Source organism: Wolbachia endosymbiont of Armadillidium vulgare str. wVulC (genome assembly GCF_001027565.1).
Classification (GTDB): domain Bacteria; phylum Pseudomonadota; class Alphaproteobacteria; order Rickettsiales; family Anaplasmataceae; genus Wolbachia.
Genome location: NZ_ALWU01000001.1, coordinates 229,932 through 241,891, shown reverse-complemented (window position 1 = coordinate 241,891; position 11,960 = coordinate 229,932). Strand labels below are relative to the sequence as shown.

The 11,960-nt window shown below is 33.5% G+C and carries 14 protein-coding genes and 1 pseudogene; 6 read left to right on the top strand and 9 right to left on the bottom strand.

Translation table 11 applies throughout. The annotated features are described in order from the left end of the window. Positions 1–3: 3 nt before the first annotated feature. The 4 genes from wVul_RS01160 to wVul_RS01145 form a co-directional block, all read right to left on the bottom strand. Entirely contained in the window at positions 4–189 is a 186-nt protein-coding gene (locus wVul_RS01160; RefSeq protein ID WP_047758825.1) for a hypothetical protein, read from the bottom strand. Positions 190–311: 122 nt separating this feature from the next. Then, positions 312–1,121 (bottom strand): metal ABC transporter permease, encoded by an 810-nt coding sequence (locus wVul_RS01155; protein ID WP_047758824.1) that lies wholly within the window; start codon positions 1,119–1,121, stop codon positions 312–314. After that, complete coding sequence (locus wVul_RS01150; RefSeq protein ID WP_047758823.1) at positions 1,115–1,462, bottom strand: Mth938-like domain-containing protein; 348 nt, start codon at positions 1,460–1,462, stop codon at positions 1,115–1,117. Before wVul_RS01150 ends, wVul_RS01155 begins: the two co-directional genes overlap by 7 nt. Positions 1,463–1,465: 3 nt before the next feature. Continuing rightward, positions 1,466–2,335: a 4-(cytidine 5'-diphospho)-2-C-methyl-D-erythritol kinase gene (locus wVul_RS01145; protein ID WP_047758822.1), complete on the bottom strand. Its 870-nt coding sequence runs from the start codon at positions 2,333–2,335 to the stop codon at positions 1,466–1,468. A gap of 74 nt (positions 2,336–2,409) precedes the next feature. Here wVul_RS01145 and wVul_RS01140 point away from each other — a divergent pair, with 74 nt between their 5' ends. Continuing rightward, positions 2,410–5,178 (top strand): UvrD-helicase domain-containing protein, encoded by a 2,769-nt coding sequence (locus wVul_RS01140; RefSeq protein WP_410543405.1) that lies wholly within the window; start codon positions 2,410–2,412, stop codon positions 5,176–5,178. 26 nt (positions 5,179–5,204) lie between these two features. Beyond that, positions 5,205–5,693 carry a PD-(D/E)XK nuclease family protein gene (locus wVul_RS10225; RefSeq protein ID WP_410543404.1) on the top strand — a complete coding sequence of 163 codons (489 nt, stop codon included), beginning with the start codon at positions 5,205–5,207 and terminating at the stop codon, positions 5,691–5,693. 89 nt (positions 5,694–5,782) lie between these two features. Here the strand turns inward: wVul_RS10225 and wVul_RS01135 are convergent, their stop codons facing one another. From wVul_RS01135 to wVul_RS01115, 5 genes and pseudogenes are all read right to left on the bottom strand, one after another. Beyond that, a complete protein-coding gene (locus wVul_RS01135) occupies positions 5,783–6,172 on the bottom strand; it encodes a cytochrome c-type biogenesis protein (protein WP_047758821.1) in 390 nt (129 codons plus the stop codon). Further along, complete coding sequence (locus wVul_RS01130) at positions 6,156–7,187, bottom strand: hypothetical protein (RefSeq protein WP_047758820.1); 1,032 nt, start codon at positions 7,185–7,187, stop codon at positions 6,156–6,158. Before wVul_RS01130 ends, wVul_RS01135 begins: the two co-directional genes overlap by 17 nt. Beyond that, entirely contained in the window at positions 7,180–7,542 is a 363-nt protein-coding gene (locus wVul_RS01125) for a ferredoxin family 2Fe-2S iron-sulfur cluster binding protein (RefSeq protein WP_047758819.1), read from the bottom strand. The genes wVul_RS01130 and wVul_RS01125 overlap by 8 nt, the downstream gene beginning before the upstream one ends. A gap of 134 nt (positions 7,543–7,676) precedes the next feature. Further along, positions 7,677–8,414: pseudogene (locus wVul_RS01120) on the bottom strand (transposase family protein); the annotation flags it as partial. Between the two features lie 236 nt (positions 8,415–8,650). Beyond that, positions 8,651–9,526 carry a hypothetical protein gene (locus wVul_RS01115; RefSeq protein WP_047758818.1) on the bottom strand — a complete coding sequence of 292 codons (876 nt, stop codon included), beginning with the start codon at positions 9,524–9,526 and terminating at the stop codon, positions 8,651–8,653. Between the two features lie 151 nt (positions 9,527–9,677). Here wVul_RS01115 and wVul_RS01110 point away from each other — a divergent pair, with 151 nt between their 5' ends. Genes wVul_RS01110 through wVul_RS01095 form a run of 4 tightly spaced genes read left to right on the top strand, consistent with a single transcriptional unit; the run spans position 9,678 to position 11,941 of the window. Further along, positions 9,678–10,316 carry an HAD family hydrolase gene (locus wVul_RS01110; RefSeq protein ID WP_047758817.1) on the top strand — a complete coding sequence of 213 codons (639 nt, stop codon included), beginning with the start codon at positions 9,678–9,680 and terminating at the stop codon, positions 10,314–10,316. Next, entirely contained in the window at positions 10,316–10,792 is a 477-nt protein-coding gene (locus tag wVul_RS01105) for an RDD family protein (protein ID WP_047758816.1), read from the top strand. The genes wVul_RS01110 and wVul_RS01105 overlap by 1 nt, the downstream gene beginning before the upstream one ends. Before the next feature lie 59 nt (positions 10,793–10,851). Next, on the top strand, positions 10,852–11,328 hold the full coding sequence (gene bfr / locus wVul_RS01100) for a bacterioferritin (RefSeq protein ID WP_047758815.1): 477 nt from the start codon (positions 10,852–10,854) through the stop codon (positions 11,326–11,328). Position 11,329: 1 nt separating this feature from the next. Beyond that, positions 11,330–11,941 (top strand): SURF1 family protein, encoded by a 612-nt coding sequence (locus tag wVul_RS01095; protein ID WP_047758814.1) that lies wholly within the window; start codon positions 11,330–11,332, stop codon positions 11,939–11,941. Positions 11,942–11,960 lie beyond the last annotated feature (19 nt).

Below are 11,960 nucleotides of genomic sequence, written 5' to 3'. Positions count from 1 at the left end.
CATCTATATTATATCATTCTCATTTGATTGTACATCACTTGGTTGCACATCAATGTCCAAAAATTCTGAGCTTTCTTGATTTGCTGTATTCTTCGTATCATCTGACACTTCTTTCTTTCCTGTAATATAATTATAAAATTTTTTCACAGGCTGCCCTACATACCTAAAAAAAAATCCTTCTTCGGCCATATCTTTCACTCCATAAAATTAACAATTTATTATTAGCACATAAAAACAATGTAGCAAAAACTACTTTACGCTAAGATGGTTACATTCCTTTATTAATGAATTATGAATACCCAAGACCAAAATTAAGTCGATCTACTTAACACTAACCTTATAAAATAAGCAATGATTAAATACACAGCTGCAATAAGTATAATTGCAGGTCCAGTTAATAAATCAAAACTTGCAGATAATATCAGACCCGATACACCAGAGATCACAGAAAAAACTGTTGCAATAATAATCATTTGCATTGGAGTTTTTGAAATGAGCCTCGCTGATGCAGCAGGTATTAACAAAAATGCAGCAATGAGTAATATTCCTATTAATTGAGCAGAAATTGCAATAAAGATAGCAAGTACAATTAAAAATTCTAGCCTAACAAAATTAACATTAACTTTCTCAACTGCTGCCAAGTCTTGATTAATTGAAATCATCAGCCAATAGCGCCATCTAAATATTAATATCAAAGTAACTATTAAGGAGGTTAGAAAAATTGATATTATATCACTTTGGTCAATCATTAATATATCACCAAACAATGAGCTAATAATACTATTATTACCTGATGGAAGAAAAGACATAAGTATTAAACTCGATGATAAAACTACATTGGTAACTATGTTCAATACCGTATCAGCAGAATATAATTTATTAAAATTAAGAGAAAGTAGTATCGCAAACATAATTGCAATGAGCATTATGCTTACCGATGGGCTGATATTAAAGATCAAAGCAAGTGCAATACCAAGCAATGAAGAATGAGACAAACTATCACCCAAATACGATAACCTTTGCCATATCATAAATGACCCTAAAGCTCCTGTTACTAGGCTAATCATAACTACTGCAATTAGGCTATTGATAAAAAAACTCTGTGTAAATATTTCTAACATGCTATCAGATAACTGACAACAAACCTATCTTCAGATATTAAAACATTATGGGTTCTGCATGCTGCATCAGTCGTCATAAATTCAAAATTTAAATTCTTTTGCTCCATAAGATAAGACTTCATTGAACAATCGAATATTTTACCAGTACCTATTATCAAAATCTCTATTTCCTTTGTTAAAAAAGATTTAAAATACTCCTTATTATTTATATCACTTTCTTTCAATTCAACCACCTTTTCAGGAAAAATTATAATTGAGCCATGATATTCTTGATTATTTACCCAAAACCTTCCTTCCCTGTAACCATTTATAAGATTTTTCTTCTCAGAAACTAAGGACATAAATCAAACTATTAATTGCGTATCGTACACCCACCATTCTGGATATTCCTTTTTGATATTTGCCGCTGCAGCTTTTGCACTTTCTTCACTATTGAACATTCCAAAGCACGCTACACCGCTGCCTGACATGCGAGAAAGTATAGAGCCTTCTTGTGACTCTAGTGTTGATATTACATCCTGAATTTCAGGTACAAGACTTATTGCTGCTTCTTGCAGGTCATTTTTTGTCTCTTTAAGAAGCTCTAACAAACCCTCCTCAGTGTTATTACTCCACTTAATTGGCTGAGAGAAATCCCCTTTATACTTGGAAAATACTTCTGATGTATTTAAAAACTTTTTTTTCGGTTTCACAAGTACCACACTTGTGGGTAAAGAGCATTGTTTAACGGGGCATAATTCCTCACCAATACCTCTAACAAAAACTGGCTTACTATCATCTATGCTTGCAGGCACATCAGCACCAACGCTTAAAGCTATATCATTTAAAATTTGCCTATCAACCTCCCATAGCTCTCCTAGCGTGCGTATCACAGCTCCAGCATCTGAGGAACCACTACCAAGTCCCGCAGCAATTGGTATATTTTTTATAACCCTCACAGTGACTTTAGTGCGTGCAGGAGCATACCTAAGCAGTAAATTAACTGCTTTCGTTACAGTGTTATATCGATAATTTATTTTAAACTCAGAATTTACAAATTCAACTGTAGAGTGATCATATCTAAATTTTTTTTTTCCTACTTTTATTTCTAAAAAATTAGAAAGCTTAGCAAAAACAACCAAGCTTTCGATCAAATGATACCCTCTTTCCTCTCTATTTATAATATGTAAAAAAAGATTGATCTTTGCAGGAGCCTTTACACAAAAACTTTCCATTCGTATATCTTCACTAACACTACCTTATTTACTATACTTGAAATGCCACTTCAGTCAAACTTTATACACTCCTAATGAGATTAAATGCCATAAATCCTAATTTCTCTGTATGGGTAAGTGCATCCGCTGGTACAGGTAAAACAAAAATCTTAATAGACAGAGTATTAAGACTTTTATTAGAAAATAAGAGAAATATTCTCTGCTTAACATTTACCAATGCTGCAGCAAATGAAATGGAAGATCGCATTTACAGTACACTTAGTAAGTGGGCAATATGTCCAGAGGGTATATTAGTTGCAGATTTAGAACAATTAGATTTCTTTCCGATGTCATCTCAGTGCGTGACCAGAGAAAATAAAGATTATTTAACAAGAGCAAGAAGGCTTTTTTCTGAACTGGAAAATCTTGGTCTTACTATTCAAACTATACACGCCTTTTGTTACAAGTTAATCTCCAGCTTTCCTACAGAAGCTGGTATCGCTCCAAATTGTACGTTGAGCGAATGTAAAGAATTGCATTCCATCGTTTTTGACAAAACGCTTCATAACGAAATTGTGCAGAACGATATCAATATCATTGCAGCTGAAATTGATGAAAATAAGCTGCGTGATTTGCTCTATACTTTATGTGTAAAGAGATCAGTTCTAGAAAATAATTTAGAGTATATCAAAAATAAATTGAGTGCCCCTGATAAGATTCACGATTTACAGAATGAAACGATTGAGCAGATAAAAAGATTGGCTGAAATATTAAGCAAGGGCAGCAAAAGAGATCAGAGTTATAGTACAATGCTCTATGATTGGTGTAATAGCATAAAATCGTCCGTACCAAATGGTGTCAGCTACTTGGATGATAATGGAATAAAGTGGGATAATACCGGAATAAAGTGGAATAACACCAAGATAGAGAGCTTAGCTAAAGTATTTTTGAAGTCAGAATCATATGAAAAGAAAAACATATCATCGGTCATAACAAAAAGTACTTTGGAAAAATTTGAAGACGCAGAGCAAATGATAGAAAGCATTCAAAATGCAGTATTTACTTATATAAGAGACATGAATTCTTATCAAATATTCAAAAGAACCAGTAGTTTACTTAGTATATTTAAAGTATATGTTGATCTATATAATAATGAAAAATCAAAAAACGCACTGCTTGACTACAATGATCTCATCAATTTAGCAACAAATCTCCTTAGCAACCCAGGCTATAAAGATTGGATATTGTTTAATCTAGACCAAAAAATAGATCACATTCTTGTTGATGAGGCACAAGACAATAGTATCAGTCAATGGAAAATTATAACAAATCTCTGTGATGAATTTTTTACCGGTGGTGATGAAAAGCGAACCTTATTTGTTGTTGGTGATGTAAAACAATCGATTTACAGATTTCAAGGAGCAAATCCCCACCTATTTAACTACATGCAACAATACTTTTACACAAAAACTGGTGGTAGAGATTGGATATCATGTCAACTTGAAAAGTCATTTCGCTCAACTCCAGAAGTTTTGATGCTTGTAGACAGGATATTTAACAACTTCCGTGAAGAAATATCTTTCAATGATAACGAGATAAAACATGTTCCGCATAGAGAAAATGATCAAGGGTACATTGAAATTTGGCCGTTATTACCAAGATATAAAGAGGAAGAGCAGCAAGTCTTACAAATTCATTTAACACAGAGGAAAGATTATGTAGTAACAGATCGATTGCTTGCTCAGGCAATAGCTCGCAGAATTCACAATTGGTTAAACGAAGGGCGGATTTTAGTCGCTAAAGATCGCCATATAGAACCAAGGGACATTATGATTTTGGTACGGCAGCGAAATGTGTTAGTTGATTACATAATAAGTGAATTAAAAAAAGTAAATGTACCAGTTATAGGCCGAGATTATTTCAGAATCATGGATTACATAGCTGTGCAGGACTTAATAGCTTTGGCTGAATTTTTGCTCCTCCAGGCAAATGATCTTGCTCTTGCAAATGTTTTAAAATCACCACTATTTAACTTCACTGAGGATGATTTATTCAATATTGCATATGATCGTAAAGAACAGTCGTTATGGGAAAGAATTCAAGATTATCATAAGGTTATCTATAGTGAATTAAACTATCTGATTAACTTATCTCAGACAGAATCCCCTCTTACATTATTCACGCATATATTGCGCACAGGTAAGAAAAAATTTGCTTCAAGGCTAGGTCTTGAGTGCTTCGAGGTTTTAGACGAATTTATGAACCTCGTGTTGCAATTTGAGAACCCATCTCTTCAAGCATTTGTTCAGTGGATCAAGGAAAACAATCCTGAGATTAAAAACGATATGCAATCAGAACGCAATGCTGTGCGAATAATGACAATTCATAAATCAAAAGGTCTACAAGCTCCCATAGTGTTTTTAGTTGACACAAATACGGTGCCAAGAAACAGCGAAAGTATTGTGTTTGATGCAACAGAAGCGCCATTTTGGTGTGGCAAAAATAATAATGCTTATTGCGATCAAGTAAAAAGAGAGAAAAAACTAGAAGATTATAACGAATATTTGCGTTTGCTATACGTGGCACTCACGCGTGCTGAAGATGAGTTATACATTTTAGGTAAAGAACCGGTACAAAAGGGCTCTTGGTATGATCTAGTTATTCAATATGGAGAATTATATGAGAAGAAACAAGCACACTTACAGCCAATATTTAAAGAAAAAGTTGAAGTACTATGCATGAATGCAAATTACCCTTACACTTATAAAAAACGTGATTATTTCGACGTTCCAGTGATTTCACCTCCGCCAAACCTGTCAATGTCATCCCAGTGCTTATCCAGTAAAAAGAAGGACAGCACGTAACGCTAGAATCTGGAGAAAAAAAGCCAGTGTTGGAGCATTGGGATGACACCTTAAAGAGCAATGGGATAGCAGACGGTTATGCAAGAGGCTTAATAATCCACAGTATATTGCAATATATGCCCAAGATAGAGAAAGACAGGAGAAAAAATTGGGTTAGGAAATATCTTAATAGCATAAACACTAGTGAAGATAAAGATGAAATTTACAGCAAAATATTAGCCTTTAATGAAAAATATGATTATCTATTCGACTTAGAAGGCAAATCAGAAATTACACTGAGTGGAACAATTGACGACAAACCAGTATTAGTACGGCTAGACAGGCTATGCATAACAGAAGATAAAGCAATCATAATTGACTATAAATCACACCATAACGTTTCTGTTTCCTCATTAAATGAAATAAAAAAGCAAATGTTGATCTATAAAACCTTAGTGCAAGAAGTCTACCCAGATAAGCAGGTAGAGTGTGCGGTTATTTGGGTAGAAGATTTAACCTTACAATCTTTGATCTAAACTCAATAATATAGTATAAAGTTCGCACATTGCATTTGTTGTAAACTCACTTTACTCTATGATTATCTTTTTATACTGCCTTATCTATCTTATTTTGCCGCTCTCCTGCTGTACTTTCGTATTAGAAAACACCCAATAAGCAGAGTTATAAGTGGAATAAACCATAAAATGTAGGTACTAGATTTTACAGGTGGTGCAATTATAATTGAATCTCCATAAGAATTTTTTAGCTCTGAAATTATTTGCTCGTCAGTATATCCATCACTGATCTTCTTGCGAATTGCCTTGCGCATACCATATGCAACTTGAGACTCAGATTCGGATAATAATTCACCAGAGCATACTGGACACTTTATCACTACAAATAAGCTAATTGCTCGCTCTTCCATGCTTTCGTCTCTTAGTTTATCATCCAAAGTGAAAGCATTTATGCCTAAATGGAATATCAGTGTAAAAAGTAAGCTAATTACTATTCTCATTCTTGGTGAATTCAGTAAATTGCCTCATAAAATCAATAGTGGATAATTTTCCAATAAAACCTGAACCTACATTATCGTCGTACTTTATTGAAAATTGAATATCGTTATCAGTTGTTTTTTCTGATAAGGAAGACATTGATTTTTCTAATGCATCTGCAGTCTTTAAATCACCAGTCACAAACGAAATTAATTCTTTATAATTTGATATGGCTATGTTGATTTTGTCTTCAAATGAAGATGTGATTAAATTGTAATTATTTATCCCGCCATTCGCAATAATAGAAAAGTTATTACTCTGGATCAAAAATTTTTCTATGTTGAAATTAATCTTGGAGGCTGAAATATGATTTACAAATTCATAATCGAATTTAGCGTCGAAACTAAGGTAATTTTCAGGACTTGCAGTATGTTTATACCGATAAGTATAAAAATCAAACCCTAGTTTAGTATTTCCATTCAGTTCTTTATCAAGGTGAAATTGAATGTAATTACTTTTATCACTCACTTCAGTTATAACACTTTGCTGATTTTCTGAAACATCACATTTCAATCCGTAATCTTCGTAACGAAGTGCATCTATATAGTCTATCACAGTGCTATTTCTGTTGAATTGTAATGAAGATGGTAAATCATTTAGTCTAACAACAAAGTGGCTGCTATCGTTTGTGTGACATTTTATATTCTTTTTTTCATCACCACGGACAGTAATATTGACTTCATTGCTTGGTATGTAGATATATGCTGATTTATCAAGCAATTTATTTCTTATCAATAAAGCTTCAGATGAAATAGTTAATTGCTCATTGGAGACCTTTGGGTTCGTTAGACGAAAAACTAGGTTAAAAGGAAATCCGCTAAAATCATGTGAAATATCAAACTTTTCGTCGTTAATGTATAGTATTGTTTCAGCTAAAAGATTTTTTACCTTACATGCGGAAAAATACCAAAAACCACTATACGCTACAGGAATAAACAAAAGTAAAGAGAAGACAATATAGATAAAAATCTTACGCATCGTTTCCTTGTTTATCTAATGATATGTTTCTTGTACCTCTTGGCACGGTTACACACAAACCGTCAATATCTTTTGTGATTTTTATTTGACATCCAAGCCTTGATGTCTCTGTTAAGCCGAAAGCTAGGTCCAGCATATCATTTTCCTCATCAGATATAGGATTATGTGTTTCTACAACATCATAAAATTTTGGATCAACAATTACGTGGCATGTAGAACAAGCAAGAGAGCCTTCACATGCACCTTCAAGCAGATCTGGATCACTTCTGTGGGCTAAATTAAGCAGAGTTTCTCCCTCCGCAGCTTCATAGCTTTTCTTGCTTCCATCAGGTAAGATAAAAGTAACAGATGGCATACTATTTTCCTATTGAAATCCCTACTAATTTCTCTACATTCTACAAATAATAACTAGTACTTGCAAACTCTTTTGTGTTTCTATTAGGAGAGTAGGCCAGTGCCACCAGCATCTCACAGCATTGTAAGCAAAGGCAGCCAATGATCAACGTCTATCTGCAGATCTTCCAAAGAACTGTAGATTTTCTTGCGAAAAATAATATTATAACACTCATCTTCTATGAAATCTCTCGCATATGCCATTAGTTTACGAAGTTGGTTCTAGAATGATCAACATTTTCAATTCCTAAATATAGCTGTGATTTTCTGGTAACAAGTCAGTAGCAGTAATTGCTGTTTTATCTACATAAAGTTTGGCAAATGCAACTCGAGAATAAGTATCAATGAAAGTCTGCTGGTCCTATACCCTTCTACATAATAGGTATCTTGAGAACCCAAATAACCCCTGAGTGTCAATTTCACCATCTTCGTTCTTTCACTTTTTCTAAGGCTACAAGTTGTTCTTCAATTAAAATGATTCCGTCTTGGGCTACTTCTGTCTCCAGTGCCTTAAGTCTCTTTTTCAAAATTTCAAGGTCATTTCTTAGCTATACATCCACCTTGGGATACCTCTTTTTCTAAGCTCATTTGCAGCTCTTTCTTGTCCATATGCTGGAAATTCTGTAGCTATGCCAATTATTGTTCTTTCTATATCTTCGGAAACTCTGTTTGCTAATAGCGGTTTTTTCTTACTTATTCCATGTTTCTCCCCCATTTTCATATAACTACTTGAACCTATAAAATGTATCACGTCATCACTTTACATGCTTGTGATACGTTACCTAATTGCTTTGCTAGTTCTCTAGCTTTGGTTTTAATATTTTTGTTTCTCATTTCTAACACTCCTTTCTTTTATTATTCTATAACTTACTTTTTTAAAGTAAGTCTTGTTTAATACAACTTATTCCTGTTTAGTTATTTGCTTCCTATCTGTTATACCTAATTTAGGTAACCAAAAACTAATTGTAACTTTATTCCAGATTGAGATTTTATCTTCTTTTTCTTTCCAACTTTCTTCTCAACTTGGCTCCTATGCTTTGTTTCACATTCTCCTTTTATTTTAAGGTGAATTATCTCTCACGTCCTGTTTGCACCTCATTCACTTCAGGAGTATTAACAGGTGTTATCGTTGGGTTTTCAAGTTGTGTTGCTTGCTCTAAGCCCTTGCTTATACTTTGGTCCTGATTTAAAATTTTATCAAAGTGCTTACTCTTTTGTTGCTCTTCGTTATTTGGCGTATCTCTTTGAGCATCTTCTTTTATGCCACGAGCATTTTCCACACTCTTTTTACCCTCACCTAAAAGTTTTTCTAATATTTTCTTAACAAAGCGCTTCAGAAGACTCAAAAACCCTTCTTCTTTTTGATTTTCTTGTGGTTGAGGTGTGTTATCTTTTTTGTCCGACTCAGTGTTGAGCTTCTCTTTTACAGAACTCTTGCTCACTGAGGGACTAACGATGTGCTTTGATGGCTGTGTATCTGTTTGCGCAGAAGCTTCAGAAGTCTTTTTTTGTCCACTCTGTTCAACACTTTTACCTTCTGCTATAGTTTCTCTAAGAGTGTTAGTCACTTCTTGAAATTCTTTATTATCACGCAACCCTTCAATCCTTGATAGTTGCGTATCTTGCCTAGCTTCTTGCAGTATTGCACCTGATCTACTTCTTTTACTTGTACCAAACTCTTTCCTTAACTCTTGTGTTGATCGTCTAAGTTTATCTATTTCCTCATTTTCTTGCCTTTGTCGTCTTTCAAGTTCTTTGTTTAACTTTGCAATATTTTCCATTTTGTTTTCGAGCTCTTCACTTTTCATAGCCCTTAGAGCCTTTGTTCCTTTTGCTATACGATCAACCTTCTCTTCCAGCGACGTACCCTCTGGAAAAGCACCCGGAGAACGTTCAAAAACATCTTTAAACTTTTTTTCAACACTTTCTTTAGATGTCTGCGCCATACCTGTTACCTATTAAAACATATCATATAACCAGTGTATTAGGCTATTATGTAAAAATGATTAACATAACTTGCAATAAAGACCAACTCTTTATGCTTTTTTCATCAAAATATCATTTACTTATTAACTTAAAATACGTAACAATATAAAAATGAAAAATAGCCCATTAGCAGTAGTATTCGATTGGGATAATACCTTAGTTGACACTCAAGATAATATTTCTAATGCTATTCAGCACACCTTGAATTCAATGGGGTGCAGCAACAAAGTTGCTGATAGAAACTCTAATGAATCAAGAAAGAGCTACATGGTCAATTTGTTTGGTGATCAGTGGAAAAAAGCAAATCAGATATATCAAAAATACTTAGATAATGCACTACTGCAAAACATTACTCTGAACCAAGGAGTAGAGAAAATGCTGCAGACACTGAAAAATCACAATATTTATCTAGCGATAGTTAGCAATAAGAAAAATACTAATTTACGTCAAGAAGTTGCCTATTTTAAACTAGATTCTTACTTTGAAAGAATAGTTGGTTCATGTGATACTGCAGAAGATAAGCCATCTGCAACTCCACTGCTATTTGCACTTGAAGAGAGTACGTTACCTGTAAATAGAGAAAATGTGTTTTTTGTTGGTGACAGCATCACAGATATTCTATGTGCACAAAATGCCAATTGCTTACCTATTATATACGGTCAATCGATAAGCGGTTATGAAGATTTGTTATGTTTTCAACATTTTGATAAACTTACAGAATTCATAATAAAATATTTGAAAGACAGATAATGACAGAAATTGCTAGTATACAAAGACGCTTCTGCGCATATTTAATAGATGTAGCAATTTTATTAATTCCAAGCTTACTAATTGTATTGTTAATAGGGGATTTTCCATTGATTTTACACGTGTCATACATGTGTATAAATTGTAGTTACTTTACATACTTCATATCTTCAACAGCCCAAGCAACTCCAGGTCAACAGTTACTAAATATATATACCAAAAATTTAGATAATTCTAAAATAGGTTTGAGCTTAGCATTTGATCGCAGTATCTCTCAGTTTTTTCTTCCCCTGCTACATAATTTTATTATCACCCTTATCAAACTTTTTCATACGTTAGTAAATGTTTTAAGTACACTAGAAACAATTATAGTTATGCTTACTCTCTGTTGGTATCTAGTTGCTTGTTTTTCTAAAAAGAAACAGACATACCACGACATGCTATTTAATACGGTTGTTATCAAAGGAACTATTAAATGAGTTGCTATAACTATCGTTATCATATAAATTATGCTGATAAATTGAACTAAGGGAAGATTATGAATGAAGAGATAGTAAAACATTTGAACAAATTATTAACCAATGAGCTGACCTCTGTACGCCAGTATCTTTTGCATTTTGCGATTCTCAAAAACAGTGGAATTAATAGACTTGCAGAAAAGGTAAAAAATGAGCTTAACGAAGAACTTGAACATGCAGACAAGCTAGCAGAAAGGATTTTATTGCTTAGAGGTGTACCAAATTTTCAAGATACAAATGAGATATCAAAGTGTGATGGAAAATTTACAAAAGATACAATACAGAAAATCTTAGAAGCTAATTTGAAATTAGAGGACAAGGGTATCAAAGATATCAGAGAGGCAATTTTTGTCGCCAAAAAAGAAAAAGATTTCGTTAGTGTAATGTTATTAGAAGAATTATTGAAAAATGAGGAAGAGCACTTCCATTGGATTGAAAAACAGATTGACCTTATTGAACTAATGGGTGTTGAAAACTATTTAAGAACACAAATATAGGGTGTTAAGAAAAACAGTATTTGTTTTCATTATACCTTTTCTACTTCTTTTTTCACTAGGGTTATGGCAATTATTTAGATTGAGCTGGAAGAATAATATTATCAAAAATATGGATCTTCCAGTTGTTCATTTATTGCCTAACGATGACCTCGCACAATTTAACTACAGACACGTCAAAATTGACGGAGTTCTAAGCGACATAGAGCTATATGTTTTTGCAGGACAACGTGGCTATCATGTACTGTCTCCTATGTTGCTTACCACTGGACATTACATGTTAATAAACAAAGGGATAGTCAGAGAAAAAAAAGAGGAAAAAACAAAAATTGAAAAAGTAGCTGCCGATGGAGTTTTGTATTGTGATGGTAGCAAAAATTGGTTTATCAAAAATGATATTGCTTCAAATACGTGGTTTACCCTAAGTACAGAAGAAATTTCCAATGAGCTAGGTATTAAGCTAGAGAAGTGCATGTTGTGGAAGCAAGGTTTCAGCGGTAAATTCACTGTACAGCCAATTAAGCATTTGGAATATGCAGTTACTTGGTTTGCACTTTCTTTGATTTGGCTCATTATGTGCATATTTTACTATAGGCAAAATAGATATAAGTCGTAGAGATACAGTGTGGAAAAAG